Consider the following 16715-nt stretch of genomic DNA (forward strand, 5'->3'; position numbering starts at 1 on the left):
AGCTGGAGTGATGTCTGGCGTGTCGGCGCTATTTGCTGGCCAGGAGAGCCCATCCCACACCCGGCATAATGACACCATACCCCTTACCGACGCGTCAAAATTGATTCGGAAAAACGACATTCCATCAATGGCATCGCTACTGTGCATGGGGTTGTTTTCGGCATTTTGATTTTACCGCCGCCGAAGCAGTCCCCCGCTGCTGACCATCGCGCACGCCTCCCAAGCCGGCGCGAGCCCTACCGCCCCGGTCAATCCGCCCAACAAATGGTTTGGAAAAAATGGTCGGAGCGAGAGGATTTGAACCTCCGACCCCTAGTCTCCCAGACTAGTGCGCTAACCGGGCTGCGCCACGCTCCGAACGTCGTTCCATTAGCTAGGATCGCCGCTTTGCGCAAGGCGAGGTCACACCATTTTGGTATGTCCGCGCCCAAAGGCCCCCGGAACTGCGCGCAAAGCTGCCGAAATCGGCCCTAGCCGTCCTTCAGCGCCTGATCCAGCATTTCCCGGCAGGCGACGAGGTCGGCGAGGGCCCGGCCCAGGCGTTCCCGGTCGATGGCGCTGGGGCCGGCCGGCGCGGCGGCGGCGCCGCCCTTGCGGAAGGTGGTGAGGATGTCCTCGTCGTCGATCTCGGTGAAGCGGAAGTCGATGCCTTCTTCCTCGTCACCCTGATAGTCGTCATCGTCGGCATCAGTGACGCCCTTGATCGGCGCCTCCTCGTCCCCGGGCTCCATCAGGCTCGCGCCGATGGCGTCCTCGATGGCGCCGAAGGAGACCGCGGCCGCGCTGTCGGCGAGGCCTTGCACCGATTTGACGCCGTGCTCTTTCAGGATCCGCTGCACCCCGCGGATCGTATATCCCTCCCCGTAGAGCAGCCGGCGGATGCCCTTGAGCAGGTCGACGTCGTCGGGGCGGTAATAGCGGCGGCCGCCGCTGCGCTTCATCGGCTTGATCTGGGAGAAGCGGGTCTCCCAGAACCGCAGCACGTGCTGCGGGATGTCGAGCTCCTGCGCTACTTCGCTGATGGTTCGGAACGCATCCGGCGCCTTGTCCAAATGCCAAATCCTTTGCGAGAGGCGTTACGCCTCTTGTTGCGCCTTGCTGGCGTCGCCGTTGGTGCGGTGCTGGGCGTTGATCCGCTGCTTCAGGATCGCCGAGGGCTTGAACACCATGACGCGGCGCGGCGAGATCGGCACCTCGGTGCCGGTCTTCGGGTTGCGGCCGATGCGCTGGCCCTTCTTGCGGACCATGAAGGAGCCGAACGAGGACAATTTCACCGTCTCGCCCTTCTCCAGGCAGTCGGTGATCTCCTTCAGCACGAGTTCCACGAAGGCGGACGATTCCGTGCGCGACAGGCCCACCTTCTGGTAGACGGCTTCGCACAGATCGACACGCGTTACGGTTTTACTTTGATCGGTCATCGCCCTGCCCCACATCACGGCGAACAATTGTTGTCTGAAATTATGAGGTTACGATACGGCGGTCAACAGCGCTCATCAATGCAGACGCATCGATAATCGCGGCTAAATCCGGCAAAAGTTTATCGACTGTGGCTCTACCAGCGCACCAGCGCGGAGCCCCAGGTGAAGCCGCCGCCCATGGCCTCCAGCAGAACCATGTCGCCCTTCTTGATGCGGCCGTCCTTGCGGGCCACCGATAGCGCCAGCGGGATCGAGGCGGCCGAGGTGTTGCCGTGACGGTCCACCGTCAGCACCACCTTCTCCGGCGCGATATGGAGCTTGTGGGCGGAGGCGTCGATGATTCGCTTGTTGGCCTGGTGCGGCACGAACCAGTCGATGCTGTCGGCATTGAGCCCGGTCGCCTGGAAGGCATCGACGATGACGTCGGTGATCATGCCGACCGCGTGCTTGAAGACCTCGCGACCCTCCATGCGCAGATGGCCGACGGTCTGGGTCGAGGACGGGCCACCGTCGACGAACAGCTTTGCCTTGTGACGGCCGTCGGAGCGCAGATGCGTGGTGACGACGCCGCGGTCGGTCGCGGCATTGCCCGGTTGCTCCTGCGCCTCCAGCACCACCGCGCCGGCACCGTCGCCGAACAGCACGCAGGTGCCGCGGTCGTTCCAGTCGAGGATGCGCGAGAAGGTCTCGGCGCCGATCACCAGCGCGCGCTTGAAGGCGCCGGTACGCAGGAAATTGTCGGCGGTGGCGAGCGCGAACACGAAGCCCGAGCACACCGCCTGCAAGTCGAACGCCGCGCCATGGTTGATGCCGAGCCCGTTCTGCACGGCGACGGCGGTTGCGGGGAAGGTGTTGTCGGGCGTCGAGGTCGCCAGCACGATCAGGTCGATCGACTGCGCATTCACCCCGGCGTCGTTAAGCGCGGCCTGCGCCGCCTTGAGCGCCAGATGCGAGGTGAACTCGCCCTCGGCCGCGATGTGCCGCTCGCGAATGCCGGTTCGCTGCACGATCCACTCGTCGGAGGTGTCGATACGCGCCGCCAATTGGGCGTTGGTCACCACCTGCTCCGGCAGATAGGAGCCGCAGCCCAGCACGACCGAACGAATTTGAGTCACGAAACAGCCTCCTGCGCGGCCTGCACGGAATTGAGTGCACCACCCTCGCGGTTGAGCATCTGATTGATCTTGTTCAGGAGATCGTAGTGAGCCATTTCATAGCCAACATCGATCGCATAGGCAAAGCCTTCGGCGCTGGTTCCGCCATGGCTCTTGACCACGATCCCGTTTAGCCCAAGCAGCACGCCGCCGTTGGACTTATTGGGATCCATCTTGTCGCGCAGCGCCTGGAAGGCGCGGCGGGCAAGGAGATAGCCGAGCTTGGTCAGCCAGCTCCGCTGCATCTCGTTCCGAAGTAATTCCGCCATCTGTCGCGCGGTTCCTTCGGCGGCCTTCAACGCGATGTTGCCGCTGAAGCCCTCGGTCACGATGACGTCGGCCAGCCCCTTGCCGATGCCGTCACCCTCGACGAAGCCGATATAGTCGAGCTCGGGCAGGTTCCTGGCGCGCAGGATCTCGCTGGCCTCGCGGATTTCCTCGTGGCCCTTGACCTCCTCGGTCCCGATGTTGAGCAGACCGACGGTGGGCCGCTTCTTGTTGAACAGCACGCTCGCCTTCGCCGCGCCCATCACGGCCATCGACACCAGATGGTGGGCATCGCCGCCGAGCGTGGCACCTAAGTCGAGCACAACGGACGCGCCGCGCTTGGTCGGCCAGATCGCGGAGATCGCGGGGCGGTCGATGCCCGGCAGCGTGCGCAGGCAGAACCGGGCCATCGCCATCAGCGCGCCGGTATTGCCGGCCGAGATCGCGACATCGGCCTCGCCCCGCTTGACGGCATCGATCGCCATCCACATCGAGGAGGTCTTGCGGCCGCGCCGCAAGGCTTGGCTCGGCTTGTCGTCCATGCCGACGGCGACGTCGGTATGGATGATCTTCGACGCGGCCTTGAGCGCAGGATGCTTCTCGACCTCGGGCTCGATCCTGGCGCGATCGCCGACCAGCAGGAACTCGGTGTCGCGATGCCTCTGAAGCGAGATGGCGGCGCCCGGGATGACCACGGCGGGGCCGACATCGCCTCCCATGGCGTCCAGCGCGATGCGAACCTTGCTTGGCATAGAAGTCCTGGAAACCTGGTCTGGTGCGGTCTTGCACGAGCGGGGCCGCAAAATGTGTTCGCCACGGACATGGCGACCGGCCAAGCGCCACGCCGCACCCGGACCGGGGCGCGACAATAGCGTTTTGTTACCCCGAAACAACCTCTTGCCCCCAGCCTTTTGCTTTCCGCGCGACCCGCGCCGCGAATCCCAGAATTTGCAGAAAACACATTGAAATCAGTCGGATAACGAGGTCTTTCAAACCATCCCGGCAAATGCCTCGCACGTGCCAGCAAGGCGCTACACTCAAGGAAATGCCCCGTTACCGGTCCTTCTTGTTGTCCTGAAGGGCCTTCAGCGCGGCGAATGGATGGTCTTCCGGATCGGGGGCGGTGACCTCCGCCTCGAACACGGCTCCCTCCTTCCGCGGATAGGGATCGATCGCCAGGAACAGGGCGTCGGTGGCGAGCCGGCCGAGGTCGATGATGCCGCCTACGATCGCCTCCGGGGGATCCGCAACCTCAGGCGGTGCCTCATCGTCCTGCCCCTCCTCGATCAGGTCGGCCAGGCGCCGTGCCTCGGCCTCGGGGGCGAACATCAGGTCCACCTCCTCCTCGATCTCGCTCTCTATCGGATCCAGCGTGACCACGCAGGTCTGGCCGACCGTGGCCCGAACGGTGCCGGTCACCTGGACCCGGCCGCCGCTCCTGGGCACCACATCGAAGTCGGCTTCAGCGGACAGGATCTCTCGCAGGCCTGCGACCTCCGCCATGGCCTGCCGCTCGGCAGCCGAGGCCTTGAGCTGGCGATGCAGCCCCGTGTCGGGGATTTGCGCGACGATGACAGGCGCCCGCCAGGGATCGGGCTCGGATCCAGTCGTTGGTCGGCTCATGGCGTGACATCCTCAGGGAGCGCTGGAGGAAACCTGAATGAGGCCCGCAGCAGCGCAGCCTTGTCGGTCTGGCCGAGATCGGCCTCGGTGGCCCGGGCATAGGCCGCCAGCCGCTGCGCCCGATCCAGGCTGGTCCCGTTCAAGATATTCTTGCAGATCGCCTCCGCCAGTGCTTCGCCGCCGCTTTCCATGGCCTGGTCATAGGCCTGGACGCGGCCATAAAAGGCCTCGCCGAAGGCCCGCATCCGCTTGGGCACGCTCTGATCGCCTACCCCCATCTCGCGCAGATTGTCGTCCATGTCCTCGCAGAAGCGATCGAACAGCGCCTGCGATAGTTCACTGGCACCTCCAGTGGCGCCCTGAGCCATACGCAGGCGCCGCAGCACCAGCCACAGATGCAGCAGCAACAGGTCGAAACGCCCGTTAACCGTGTCGGGCACGCCCAAGTCGCGGTAAAATATGGGTTCTCGCGCCTGCGTCACGATCATGCCATAGATGGCTTCAATGGTGCCCGCCGGGGTTCGCCGGGGTTTCCTGAAGTGATTGAACGGCCAAAGCATTGTGGTTTCCGCAAGCGGGCGCGCGCGTGTTGCATTAAGACGCCCAGCCCGGTACTTCAGCGCCTCGCGCGACGCAAGGGGACGGAATCAGTTCCGCTATGACGACAACGAACCAGACCAGCCTGCGCGCAGACAAGTGGCGCGGCCTTCATGCATGCTGGCGCAGCCTGCGCATGCTCACGGCCGCGGCCGTGGTCGGCGCAGCTCTTGCGGGCTGCACCGGCGAGCAATTCCAGAAGGGCTACATCCTGCCGCCCGGCGCGCTGGAGCAGATTCCGATCGGCGCGAGCCAGGACCAGGTGCTGATTGTGATGGGCACCCCCTCGACCGTCGCGACCCTCGACGGCGAAGTGTTCTATTACATCTCGCAGCGCTCGGAGCGCATGGTTGCTTTCATGAACCAGAAGGTAATCGACCAGCGCGTGATCGCGATCTATTTCGACAAGAACCGGCGCGTGCGACGCCTCGCGAATTACGGCCTGCAGGACGGCAAGATCTTCGACTTCATCAGCCGCACCACGCCGACGTCTGGTCAGGAGATGAGCTACCTCGCGCCGCTGTTCAAGCTGCTCAGCTTCAACTGAGTCTGCAGCCCGCTCCAATTCCGCTGGAAGGTAAATCGGCGTTCGCCTGCGGCGTCGTGCCGCCCTGCGCACGGCCTTTGACGTCGCGTGCGACTTGCCGTCGCAAGCTCGGTTCCCTACGCTCCCTGCAAAGCAAGAAGCAGGGAGGGATTCGTGCCCCAGAAATTACAGAACGCTGACCTTCGGAACGCTAAACTCCAGAACACTTTGTTGTCCCGCCGAGTTGTGCTCACCGGCGCTGCCGGTCTCACGGCCGCAGCGATCCTGCCGCGATCGAGCCTCGCCGACTGGAAACCGACCGAGACCGTTCGTCTCATCGTGCCGGCCGCGGCCGGCGGGTCGACCGACGTCATGGGCCGGCTCCTAGCCGCGCATCTGCAGACCGCCTGGGGCCAGTCGGCCGTGGTGGAAAACCGCTCTGGCGGCGGCGGCACCATCGGCACGGCCGAGGCGGTCCGCGCCAAGCCCGATGGCCACACCATCCTGATCGGCAATCCGGGCCCGAATGCGATCGCCTACAGCATCTTCAAGAATCTCACCTACAAGCCGGACCAGCTTCAGCCGGTCTCCAACATGATCCGGATCCCGAACATCGTGTCGGCGCATCCGAAGACAGGTATCAAATCGATTCCCGAGCTGATCGCGTACCTGAAGGCCAATCCGGACAAGCTCAGCTACGCCTCCTCCGGCGTCGGCCAGAGTCCTCACCTCACCGGCGCCTGGTTCCTCCAGCTCACCGGACTGAAGATGACCCACATTCCGTTCCGCGGCGCCGGTCCCGCGCTCCAGGCCGCGCTTGCCGGTGATATCCAGATCCTGTTCGACAATCTCTATCCGAGCCTGCCGCAGGTGCAGAACGGCACGCTCAACGGTCTGTGCGTCACCACGACCGAGCGCAGCGACCTCGCGCCGAACCTGCCGACCATGCGCGAGAGCGCGCCGGAGCTGGCGAGTTTCGACATCTCGTCCTGGTTCTCGGTGTTCCTGCCCAAGGGCGTCTCGCCCGAGGTGCTGAACGCGCTCAATCTTCAGGTCAAGGCGATGCTCGAGCGCGACGACGTCAAGAAGCAGATCGCCGCCATGGGCGCCCGCGCCGACTACGGCACGCCGGAGCAGTTCGCCGCCTTCGTGGACGCCGAGACGAAGAAGTTCGCCGGCATCATCCAGAAGGAAGGGCTGCAGATGGATGTGCAGTGACGCGCAGCGTCATTCCGGGGCGGCTCGAAAGAGCCGAACCCGGAATCTCGAGATTCCCCGGTGCGCAATTGCGCACCTGAGGTTCGGTCCTTCGGACCGCCCCGGAATGACGGCGAGAAACAAAAACCCCGCGGCTCGCGCCGCGGGGTTTTCTCTTGTCACGTGTGCGCCGATCAGTGCGCCAGGATCGCCAGCAGCAGCAAGGCCACGATGTTGGTGATCTTGATCATCGGGTTCACCGCAGGTCCCGCCGTGTCCTTGTAGGGATCGCCGACGGTGTCGCCGGTCACCGCCGACTTGTGGGCATCAGAACCCTTGCCGCCGAAATGACCGTCCTCGATGTACTTCTTGGCGTTGTCCCAGGCGCCGCCGCCCGAGGTCATCGAGATCGCGACGAACAGGCCCGTCACGATGACGCCGAGCAGCATGGCGCCGACCGCAGAGAACGCCGCCGACTTGCCGGCCGCGCCGCCGCCCGCGATCGCGTAGATCACGAAGTAGACGACGATCGGCGACAGCACCGGCAGCAACGAGGGGATGATCATCTCCTTGATCGCTGCCCGGGTGAGCAGGTCGACCGCCTTGCCGTAGTCCGGCTTGTCGGTGCCCTGCATGATGCCCGGCTTCTCGCGGAACTGGCGACGAACCTCCTCGACGATCGCGCCGGCCGCACGGCCCACCGCGGTCATGCCCATCGCGCCGAACAGGTAGGGCAAGAGGCCGCCGAACAGCAGGCCCACCACCACATAAGGATTGTTCAGCGAGAAGTCCGGATTGACGCCGGCGAAGTAAGGATGGTGTGCGCTGTCGCCGACGAAGAACTTGAGGTCCTGGTTGTAGGCCGCGAACAGCACGAGGGCACCGAGACCGGCGGAACCGATCGCATAGCCCTTGGTGACCGCCTTGGTGGTGTTGCCGACCGCGTCGAGCGCGTCGGTCGACTTGCGCACCTCCTTCGGCAGGCCCGCCATCTCGGCAATGCCGCCGGCATTGTCGGTGACGGGGCCGAAGGCGTCGAGGGCGACAACCATGCCGGCGAGCGCCAGCATGGTGGCGGTCGCGATCGCGATGCCGAACAGCCCGGCGAGGCTGTAGGTGACCAGGATGCCGGCGATGATGACGATCGCGGGCAGCGCGGTCGCTTCCATCGAGACGGCAAGGCCCTGGATCACGTTGGTGCCGTGGCCGGTCACCGAGGCCTGGGCGATCGACTTCACCGGACGATAGTCGGTTCCGGTGTAGTATTCGGTGATCCAGATGATCAGGGCAGTGACGACGAGGCCGACCACGCCGCATTCGAACAGCGCCATGCCGGTATAGTCGACGCCGTCGAGCTTGCCGAAGCCGATCAGGTAGTAGATCACCAGCGCGATGCCGATCAGCGACAGGATGCCGGTTGCGATCAGGCCCTTGTAGAGCGCGCCCATGATCGACTGGCTCGGCCCGAGCTTGACGAAGAAGGTGCCGATGATCGAGGTGATGATGCAGATGCCGCCGATGGCGAGCGGCAGCGTCATCATGTTGGCGAGGATCGGCGTCTTGGCGAAGAAGATCGCAGCCAGCACCATGGTGGCGACCGCGGTCACCGCATAGGTCTCGAACAGGTCGGCTGCCATGCCGGCGCAGTCGCCGACGTTGTCACCGACGTTGTCGGCGATGGTCGCGGGATTGCGCGGATCGTCCTCGGGAATGCCGGCCTCGACCTTGCCGACGAGATCGCCGCCGACGTCCGCACCCTTGGTGAAGATGCCGCCGCCGAGACGGGCGAAGATCGAGATCAGCGAGGCGCCGAAGCCGAGGGCCACCATGGCGTCGACCACGGTGCGGCTATCGGGCGCCAGCTTCAGCGAGTGGACCAGGAAGCCGAAATAGAGGGTCACCCCGAGCAGCGCCAGACCTGCGACCAGAAGGCCGGTGATCGCGCCCGCCTTGAAGGCGAGTTCGAGGCCGCCGGCGAGCGACGTCGTCGCGGCCTGGGCCGTGCGCACATTGGCGCGAACCGAGACGTTCATGCCGATGAAGCCCGCGGCACCCGACAGGATGGCGCCGATGGCGAAGCCGATCGCGACGTAAAGTCCGAGGAAATAGGCAAGCAGCACGAAGATGACGATGCCGACGATACCGATCGTGGTGTACTGGCGCCGCAGGTAGGCCTGTGCGCCTTCACGCACCGCTCCCGCGATCTCCTGCATGCGCGGCGACCCCGCATCCGCGCTCAACACCGAAGACGTCGCCCAAATCGCGTAGACGACGGAAAGCACTCCGCAGAGCACTATCAACCATAATGCTGTCATGTGATTTTTGCCTCAGATCCTTGATGTACCCCCGGCGCCTTTTGTTGTCCGTCGTGCGGTGCGGCGCCTTGATTTCGAACAAAGCCGCCCCTTGCCCAAAAGGGGCGGCTTCAGTCAGCCGCAAGCTTGCCAAAATCAAATTGAGGGTGCAACGCCGGATCGGGCCGGAAACGCCGATCTCGGCAGGTATTTAAGACCAAGTGCCGAGAACGAAGATGCTGGTTTGGAGCAATTCCTAGAAGTGGCTGTAGGAGAGCCGCGTCAAGGCCAGTTCCTGGCCCTGCCCATCGAGGAAGCGCACCCGCTCCTTCCCCGCGACGACCGTGCCGATCGCGGTGACGGCAAGGCCGGCCGCCCGCCCGGCGGCAATCAGCGCATCGCCTTGCGCCGGCGGGACGGTGCACAGCACCTCGTAATCGTCGCCCCCCGCAAGCAGCGTCTCGACGCAAACGACGTTGCGGGCGACCAGGCTTGCTGCGGCGGCCGAGAGCGGCACGCTTGCCACCTCGACCGTGGCCGACACCCCGGACGCCGCACAGAGTTTCACCAGATCACCGGCGAGGCCATCGGAGACGTCCATCGCTGCGGTCGCATGATCGCGCACCGCCCGCGCCAGCACGTTGCGCGGCTGCGGCACACGATAGCGCGAGACCAGGGCTTCCCTTGCGGCGGGATCGCTCGCAAGTACCGCCGCTGCGGCGCCGCCCTTGAGCACGTCGAGGCCGAGCGCTGCATCGCCGATCGTGCCCGTCACCAGAATGCGATCACCCGGCCGAGCGCCGGTCCGGCCGACCATCCGCCCCTTCGGCACGCGGCCGAAGGCGGTGATCGAGATCATCTGCGGGCCTGGCGTTGAGACGGTATCGCCGCCGAGCAGCGGACAGGCGAATTCTGCTGCGTCCTCACCGAGCGCGTCCGCGAAGGGCCGCAGCCAGGAATCCTCCTTGCTGCGCAGTGCCAGCGTCAGCACGAAGCCGGCCGGCATCGCGCCCTTGGCGGCCAGGTCGGACAGGTTCACCCGCAACGCCTTGCGCGCGATGGTCTCAGGCGGATCGCTGGCAAGATAGTGCACGCCCTCGACGATGGCGTCGGTGGTGACGACGATGTCGTCGCCGGACGAGGACAGCACCGCGGCATCATCGACCAGCCCGAATGCGCCGGGATCGGTCGCCAGCGGCTTGAAATAGCGCGCGATGAGGGAGTCTTCGGCGGAGGGCTGTGTTCTGTCCTGTGTCACGATAGCCGACCCGTCATCCTGAGGTGCGAGCCCTTGCGAGCCTCGAAGGATGGACGGCCGAGGTGCGACCTCAGCGGCACGCCGCCGCCCTTCGAGGCCTCCGCTTCGCTCCGGCACCTCAGGGTGACGGCTACGGCGGAAGTCGATGTCTCAACTACCCCCGCCCGAACTCGTCGCCGCGAAACTGGCGGCCGATCTGGTCGAGCACGGCATTGACCATGCCGGTCTCCTCCCGGTCGACGAAGGCGTTGGCGACATCGACATATTCGGAGACGACGACACGGCCCGGCACGTCCTTGCGATGCTGGAGCTCGTAGGCCCCGGCCCGCAGCACCGCGCGCAGGATCGCCTCGATCCGCTTCAGCGGCCAGCCCTTCGACAGCGCCTCGTCGATCAGGGGATCGAGCTTCTTCTGGTCGCGCACCACGCCCGAGACGACGTCGCGGAAGAACGCCGCTTCCGCCGGCAGGTAGGTGTCGCCCTCGACCTCGTTGCCGAGCCAATGGCTCTCGAACTCGGCGAAGATGTCGTTGATGCCGGCGCCCGCAATGTCCATCTGGTACAGCGCCTGCACAGCGGCGAGCCGCGCCGCACCGCGCCGGTTCGCTTTCTTCTCCGCAGCCGCCGGTTTCTTGGTATCAGCCATGGCTTCAGGTCCGCGCCAGGCGGCGCTTGATGCGTAGCATCGCAAGCGCCGCGCGCGCGGCATCGCCGCCCTTGTTGAGCTCGCTGGCGCGCGCCCGCGCCCAGGCCTGGTCCTCGGTGTTGACGGTGAGAATGCCGTTGCCGAGCGGCAGTTTCCGCGACACCGCAAGGTCCATCAGCGCGCGCGAGGATTCCTGCGACACGATCTCGAAATGGATGGTGTCGCCGCGGATCACGCAGCCGAGTGCGATCACGGCGTCGTAGGGCTTGCCGTTCGCCGCAGCCGCATCGACCGCGATGGCCACGGCCGCCGGGATTTCCAGCGCGCCGGGAACGGTGATGACGTCATGGGTGAGGCCGGCCGCCTTCAGCTCGGCAACTGCACCGTCCAGAAGTGCGTCCTGGAGATCGTCATAGAACCGTGCCTCGACAATCAGCGCGCGCGCGCCGGAAATGTCGGTCTGGTCCTTCAGGGGTGCGCGCCGCGCGTCTGCCATCGTCAAGATCCGTTTCGAAAGGGGTCGGCGCTATGTAGTCGCCGGAAGCATGTAAGCCAAGTTAGAAACGTCATTCCGGGGCGGCTCGAAGAGCCGAACCCGGAATCTCGAGATTCCGGGTTCGATGCTGACGCATCGCCCCGGAATGACCGGCTACGCCGGTCACTTCATTTCCGTCAGCCGCGCCGCATAGCGGGCCATCAGATCGACCTCGATATTGACCTCGTCCCCCGCCTTCCAGCCGCCGATGGTCGTAACCGTCAACGTGTGCGGGATGATCAGCACCGAAAAGGTCACGTCTGCAACCGTATTGATCGTCAGCGAGACGCCGTCGAGCGTGATCGAGCCCTTGGTGGCGATGAAGCGCGCCAACTCGCGTGTCGTCGAGAGCACGAAGCGCGCCATGTCGGGCAGGTCTTCGCGGCTTACGATGGTCGCGATCCCGTCGGCATGGCCGGCGACGATATGGCCGCCGAGCTCGTCGCCGATCTTCAGCGCACGCTCGAGGTTGAGCCTCGTCCCAACCCTCCAGTGCTTTGCCGTCGTCAGCGCCAGCGTCTCGGCCGCGGTATCGACATCGAACCAGGTCTTTTGAGAAGAATCCTTGCCGTCAGCGACGCCCGAGGCGACCACGGTCAGGCAGACGCCGTTGCAGGCGATCGAGGCGCCGTCGGCAATGGTGGTCTGATCGTAGCGACAGGCAATACGCAGCCGGTGCAGCTGCCCCTGCGCCGTTGGCGTGAAGCTGACGATCTCGCCGATATCGGTGACAATGCCGGTGAACATTACGCGCGCTCGTAGATGGTAAGAGTATCGTTGCCGAATGTCTCGCTAGCATGAACCTTGTAGGCCTGCGACTGCGTGATTTTCGACAGGGGCAATGCATCGAGCGCATCGACGCCCGCACTGCCCACCGCTTCCACGCCGCGGAACAGCCAGATCTCGTCGACCAGATCGGCCGCGACGAACGAGGATGCAACCCGGCTGCCGCCCTCAACCATCAGGCGGGTGATGCCCTTCCCGGCCAGCGCATGCAGCACGGCCGGCAGATCGAGCCCGGAAGCACCGCCGGCGGGCACACGCAATATTTGCGCGCCTGCCGCCCCAAGCCGCGTTGCGGCCGCGGCTTCCGCGAGGTCAGACCCCACCACCCAGAGCGGCGTCTCGCGCGCGGAGCCCACAAGCCTGCTCGCACCGGGAATGCGCAGGCTCTGATCGAGCACCACGCGCACCGGTGATCGCGACGCCATGCCCGGTAGACGGCAGGTGAGAACCGGATCGTCCGCCAGCACCGTTCCGATGCCGACCAGGATCGCGTCGCTCTGCGCGCGCAAGAGATGCACGCGATTGCGCGCCGCCTCCCCGGTGATCGCGACCGGCTTGCCGCCGGCGGCGCCGATCTTGCCATCGGGTGACACCGCGAGTTTCAGGATCACATGCGGGCGCTTGTCGCGGATGCGACGGAAATGCCCGGCATGATCGAAGGCGGCTTCCGCCGCGCACAGGCCCACGTCCACATGGACGCCGGCAGCCCGCAGGCGTGCATGCCCCTGCCCCGCGACCTCGGGATTGGGATCCTCGATCGCCGCCACCACCCGCTTGATGCCGGCGGCGATCACCGCATCGGCGCATGGCGGCGATTTGCCGAAATGCGAGCACGGCTCCAGCGTGACGTAGAGCGCGGCGCCCCGCGCCGCCTCACCCGCCCGTCGTAACGCTTCCGGCTCGGCGTGCGGCCGTCCTCCCGGCTGGGTCCAGCCGCGGCCGACGATCACCCCGTCCCTGACGACGACGGCGCCGACCGCCGGATTGGGCCAGGTGCGTCCCTGCCCGCGCCGGCCGAGCGAAAGCGCCAGCTGCATGAAACGAAGATCGGCGTCCTTGGCCTCGCGGGCCTTCTGCGCGAACTGGTCTTCCAGGATGCGGAAGATCATTTGCGGATCGCGGCGAGCCGCGCTTCCTCCTCACCGGAGAGCTCGCCGAGCACCTCGGCGAAATCCTTGGCTTCGCGGAAATTGCGGTAGACCGAGGCGAAGCGCACATAGGCGACGTCGTCGAGCGTGCGCAGATGCTCCATCACGGTCTCGCCGATCACCTCCGAGGAGATCTCGGCCTCGCCCCCGGTCTCGAGCTCGCGCACGATGGTGGAGACCATCTTCTCCACGCGCTCCGGCTCGACCTGCCGCTTGCGCAACGAGATCTGGACCGAACGCATCAGCTTGTCGCGATCGAACGGCACGCGGCGGCCGTTGCGCTTGATCACCGTGAGCTCGCGCAGCTGCACGCGCTCGAAGGTGGTGAAGCGGAAATTGCAGGCGACGCACACGCGCCGCCTGCGGATCACGGACGAGTCCTCGGTCGGACGCGAGTCCTTCACCTGCGTATCGAGACTGTTGCAGTTCGGGCAGCGCATCCGTGTACCCCAGGCCTTACTGGTAGATCGGGAACCGATCGGTGAGCGCCTTGACCCGTTCCTTGATCGCAGCTTCCACCAGCGGCGCCTTGCCGTCGGAGGACTGCGCGATCGCGTTCAGGACCTCGGCGATCATGCCGCCGACTTGCTGGAATTCGGCGACGCCGAAGCCGCGCGTGGTCGCCGCCGGCGTGCCCAGACGAATACCGGAGGTGACAAACGGCGACTCCGGATCAAACGGAATGCCGTTCTTGTTGCAGGTGATGGCGGCACGGACCAGCGCCTTCTCCGAGACGTTGCCCTTCAGGCCCTTCGGCCTGAGATCGACCAGCATCAGATGGTTGTCGGTGCCGCCGGAGACGATGTCGAAGCCGTGGCTCTTCATCGCTTCCGCCAGCGCCTTGGCGTTCTCGACGACGTTCTTGGCGTAGACCTTGAAGTCCGGACGCAGCGCCTCGCCGAAGGCGACCGCCTTCGCCGCGATCACGTGCATCAGCGGGCCGCCCTGCAGGCCCGGGAAGATCGCCGAGTTGAACTTCTTGGTCAGCGTCTCGTCATTCCACAGCATCAGGCCGCCGCGGGGACCGCGCAGCGACTTGTGCGTCGTTGTGGTGGTGATGTGGGCATGGGGCACCGGCGAAGCATGCACGCCGCCGGCGACGAGGCCTGCGAAGTGCGCCATGTCGACCAGCAGATAAGCGCCGACGCTGTCGGCGATCTCGCGGAAGCGCTTGAAGTCCCAGGCGCGCGAATAGGCCGACCCGCCGGCGACGATCAGCTTCGGCTTGACCTGTTCGGCCTGCTTGGCCACCGCATCCATGTCGATGATCTGGTCCTCGCGGCGCACGGTGTAGTGCGCGGCCTTGAACCACTTGCCGCTCATGTTGACGGGCGAGCCGTGGGTGAGATGACCGCCGGCGGCGAGATCGAGACCCATGAAGGTGTCGCCGGGCTGCAGCAGCGCCAGGAACACCGCCTGGTTCATCTGGCTGCCCGAGTTCGGCTGCACGTTGGCGAAATTGGCGCCGAACAGCTTCTTGGCGCGATCGATCGCGAGGTTCTCGGCGACGTCGACCCACTCACAACCGCCGTAATAGCGCGCGCCCGGATAGCCTTCCGCATATTTGTTGGTCATGACCGAACCCTGCGCTTCCAGCACGGCCCGGCTGACGATGTTCTCGGAGGCGATCAGCTCGACCTCGTGGCGCTGACGGCCGAGCTCGCCCTTGATGGCGGCGGCGATTTCCGGGTCGGCCTGCTCGAGCGAGGCGGAGAAAAACGAATCGGGCGCGGAGGCGGACGCTTTAGAGTTCTTGGCGAGGGTCATCTTGCGAATATCTCCACCGCCGCAGCCTTTTGGCGGGCTACGGGCGGGTCTGGTGTGGCGTTCGGAAGCACGCGCGATCTACCACATCGCCCGCAACAGGCCAAGCATTTGCGGGTGGGGCCTGATATTTATGCAAGATATGGTGGGGATTGAGGGTTTTCGACGCTAAGGCGGTTCTATGGAACCGCCCCTCTGCGAGCACCTTCAAAATGGGCCGCTTCGGGCCTCTTTCCTTGCGTCCGTAGCCAGCGGTGTAACCGGCCTCTCAGCTACAGCCCGGTATATCCCGCCTTCACCGGGTCGATGCTGCCGTCGAGCTGGCGCAGATAGGTCAGGCCGCAGACCGTCAACCTGTGAGTGTCTTTCTCGCCGGCTTCGACCAGGATGTTGAGATAGTTCGTGACCTTGGCCCGCGCCTCCTCGCTGGCCGCTGCGGTGCGGTTGGCGAGCAGGTCATAGGTCTGCATGATGCGGTCGATGGCGGCTTCCATGGCACCCCTCTGGTTCGTCGGCATTTTGGGATTGTTGATCAGGCAACCGCGCGGACCTCGGATTGCGCCAGGAACCGGGCGATTGCCTTGTTGGCGAGCCTGATCTTGTTGAATTCGCCGTGCTGGAGCAGCTTGACGATGACCCCGAGCAGGCGTTCGTCGGTGACGAGCGTATCGGGGATCGCGCCGGAACGGCGGAGGGAATTCGCGGCGATGGCGTAGGCCTCGCTCACGAGTTCCACGTTCATCACCTGAAGCCCGCGCTCGACCAGCATCGACTTGTCTCCGATCCGAAGGAGATAAGCCGTGAGGATGGACCTTGTTCCTCGCATCCGCGAAATTATTTCGCAGGTGCAAAATATAAAACGCACCGGTCCGGGGCAACTCCGGGCCGGCGCGCTTGGGGAAGTCAGGCACGTTCGGGAGGCTTGCCGATCTTGTCGCGGGCCGGCTTGGCCTTGATCCCTTGGAAAATCAGAGCCGATACAGGATCTGGTCAGTCCAGAACCGCTCGAGGCGGTGCAGCGACTTGTTCAGGGTCGAGAACTCCTCGCCCGAGATGCCGCCGACCTGCTCCACCGTCTTGACGTGCTTCTGGTAGAGCGCATCGACGATGCGGCGGACTTCCTGGCCCTGGGGGGTCAGGCGGATGCGCACCGAGCGGCGATCGACGCGCGAGCGCTGATGATCGAGGAAGCCAAGCTCGACGAGCTTCTTCAGATTGTAGGAGACGTTGGAGCCGAGATAGTAACCGCGCGTGCGCAGCTCGCCCGCGGTCAGCTCCTTGTCGCCGATGTTATAGAGCAAGAGCGCCTGGACCGAGTTGATGTCCGCACGGCCGCGGCGATCGAATTCGTCCTTGATCACGTCGAGGAGCCGGCGATGCAGCCGCTCCACCAGAGTCAAAGCTTCCAGATAGAGCGACTGCACCGAACCCTGCTGGCCGGAGACGCGCTCTGCGGTATCTGCCGCAGTTGCGACGGCTTTCATCATGACACTTCCCCTGTA

Annotated in this window: 19 protein-coding genes and 1 tRNA gene; 2 read left to right on the forward strand and 18 right to left on the reverse strand. The window is 65.2% G+C overall.

Annotated elements, in window-relative coordinates; genetic code table 11:
* Positions 1 to 279 precede the first annotated feature (279 nt).
* From X268_RS17375 to X268_RS17405, 7 genes are all read right to left on the reverse strand, one after another.
* Positions 280 to 357: transfer RNA gene (locus X268_RS17375), tRNA-Pro, on the reverse strand.
* A gap of 113 nt (positions 358 to 470) precedes the next feature.
* Positions 471 to 1052, reverse strand: a complete 582-nt coding sequence (locus tag X268_RS17380) for a MerR family transcriptional regulator (protein ID WP_128926073.1) — start codon at positions 1050 to 1052, stop codon at positions 471 to 473.
* A gap of 24 nt (positions 1053 to 1076) precedes the next feature.
* Positions 1077 to 1418: an integration host factor subunit alpha gene (locus X268_RS17385; protein WP_208764375.1), complete on the reverse strand. Its 342-nt coding sequence runs from the start codon at positions 1416 to 1418 to the stop codon at positions 1077 to 1079.
* Positions 1419 to 1552: 134 nt separating this feature from the next.
* The gene (locus X268_RS17390) at positions 1553 to 2533 is read right to left on the reverse strand and encodes a beta-ketoacyl-ACP synthase III (protein WP_128926074.1); all 981 of its coding nucleotides are present in this window, start codon (positions 2531 to 2533) and stop codon (positions 1553 to 1555) included.
* Positions 2530 to 3591 carry a phosphate acyltransferase PlsX gene (gene plsX / locus X268_RS17395; RefSeq protein ID WP_128926075.1) on the reverse strand — a complete coding sequence of 354 codons (1062 nt, stop codon included), beginning with the start codon at positions 3589 to 3591 and terminating at the stop codon, positions 2530 to 2532. The genes X268_RS17390 and plsX overlap by 4 nt, the downstream gene beginning before the upstream one ends.
* Positions 3592 to 3892: 301 nt before the next feature.
* Entirely contained in the window at positions 3893 to 4462 is a 570-nt protein-coding gene (locus X268_RS17400; protein WP_128926076.1) for a YceD family protein, read from the reverse strand.
* Positions 4459 to 5022 carry a ubiquinol-cytochrome C chaperone family protein gene (locus X268_RS17405; protein ID WP_128926077.1) on the reverse strand — a complete coding sequence of 188 codons (564 nt, stop codon included), beginning with the start codon at positions 5020 to 5022 and terminating at the stop codon, positions 4459 to 4461. The genes X268_RS17400 and X268_RS17405 overlap by 4 nt, the downstream gene beginning before the upstream one ends.
* 98 nt (positions 5023 to 5120) lie before the next feature.
* On the opposite strand from X268_RS17405, the gene X268_RS17410 reads away from it, so the two are divergent.
* Positions 5121 to 5606 (forward strand): outer membrane protein assembly factor BamE, encoded by a 486-nt coding sequence (locus tag X268_RS17410; protein ID WP_128926078.1) that lies wholly within the window; start codon positions 5121 to 5123, stop codon positions 5604 to 5606.
* Between the two features lie 207 nt (positions 5607 to 5813).
* Positions 5814 to 6803 (forward strand): Bug family tripartite tricarboxylate transporter substrate binding protein, encoded by a 990-nt coding sequence (locus tag X268_RS17415; protein WP_164938153.1) that lies wholly within the window; start codon positions 5814 to 5816, stop codon positions 6801 to 6803.
* 173 nt (positions 6804 to 6976) lie between these two features.
* Here X268_RS17415 and X268_RS17420 read toward each other — a convergent pair whose 3' ends face one another.
* The 11 genes from X268_RS17420 to ldtR all read right to left on the reverse strand — a co-directional run bounded on the left by X268_RS17420 (position 6977) and on the right by ldtR (position 16700).
* Complete coding sequence (locus tag X268_RS17420) at positions 6977 to 9097, reverse strand: sodium-translocating pyrophosphatase (RefSeq protein WP_128926080.1); 2121 nt, start codon at positions 9095 to 9097, stop codon at positions 6977 to 6979.
* Positions 9098 to 9332: 235 nt separating this feature from the next.
* The gene (gene thiL / locus X268_RS17425; protein WP_128926081.1) at positions 9333 to 10334 is read right to left on the reverse strand and encodes a thiamine-phosphate kinase; all 1002 of its coding nucleotides are present in this window, start codon (positions 10332 to 10334) and stop codon (positions 9333 to 9335) included.
* 154 nt (positions 10335 to 10488) lie between these two features.
* Positions 10489 to 10980, reverse strand: coding sequence for a transcription antitermination factor NusB (gene nusB / locus X268_RS17430; RefSeq protein WP_128926082.1), 492 nt, complete (start codon positions 10978 to 10980; stop codon positions 10489 to 10491).
* A gap of 4 nt (positions 10981 to 10984) precedes the next feature.
* Entirely contained in the window at positions 10985 to 11476 is a 492-nt protein-coding gene (gene ribH, locus X268_RS17435; RefSeq protein WP_128929301.1) for a 6,7-dimethyl-8-ribityllumazine synthase, read from the reverse strand.
* 162 nt (positions 11477 to 11638) lie between these two features.
* Positions 11639 to 12262 carry a riboflavin synthase gene (locus X268_RS17440; RefSeq protein WP_128926083.1) on the reverse strand — a complete coding sequence of 208 codons (624 nt, stop codon included), beginning with the start codon at positions 12260 to 12262 and terminating at the stop codon, positions 11639 to 11641.
* Positions 12262 to 13410 carry a bifunctional diaminohydroxyphosphoribosylaminopyrimidine deaminase/5-amino-6-(5-phosphoribosylamino)uracil reductase RibD gene (ribD, locus tag X268_RS17445; RefSeq protein ID WP_128926084.1) on the reverse strand — a complete coding sequence of 383 codons (1149 nt, stop codon included), beginning with the start codon at positions 13408 to 13410 and terminating at the stop codon, positions 12262 to 12264. The genes X268_RS17440 and ribD overlap by 1 nt, the downstream gene beginning before the upstream one ends.
* Positions 13407 to 13889, reverse strand: coding sequence for a transcriptional regulator NrdR (gene nrdR, locus X268_RS17450; RefSeq protein WP_028135990.1), 483 nt, complete (start codon positions 13887 to 13889; stop codon positions 13407 to 13409). Before nrdR ends, ribD begins: the two co-directional genes overlap by 4 nt.
* Before the next feature lie 16 nt (positions 13890 to 13905).
* Positions 13906 to 15216: a serine hydroxymethyltransferase gene (gene glyA, locus X268_RS17455; RefSeq protein WP_128926085.1), complete on the reverse strand. Its 1311-nt coding sequence runs from the start codon at positions 15214 to 15216 to the stop codon at positions 13906 to 13908.
* Between the two features lie 269 nt (positions 15217 to 15485).
* A complete protein-coding gene (locus X268_RS17460) occupies positions 15486 to 15707 on the reverse strand; it encodes a hypothetical protein (protein WP_128926086.1) in 222 nt (73 codons plus the stop codon).
* A gap of 38 nt (positions 15708 to 15745) precedes the next feature.
* Positions 15746 to 15982: a hypothetical protein gene (locus X268_RS17465; RefSeq protein ID WP_128926087.1), complete on the reverse strand. Its 237-nt coding sequence runs from the start codon at positions 15980 to 15982 to the stop codon at positions 15746 to 15748.
* Positions 15983 to 16181: 199 nt separating this feature from the next.
* On the reverse strand, positions 16182 to 16700 hold the full coding sequence (gene ldtR, locus X268_RS17470; RefSeq protein WP_018320040.1) for a transcriptional regulator LdtR: 519 nt from the start codon (positions 16698 to 16700) through the stop codon (positions 16182 to 16184).
* Positions 16701 to 16715: the final 15 nt, after the last annotated feature.

The sequence above is a fragment of the Bradyrhizobium guangxiense genome (assembly GCF_004114915.1).
GTDB lineage: Bacteria > Pseudomonadota > Alphaproteobacteria > Rhizobiales > Xanthobacteraceae > Bradyrhizobium > Bradyrhizobium guangxiense.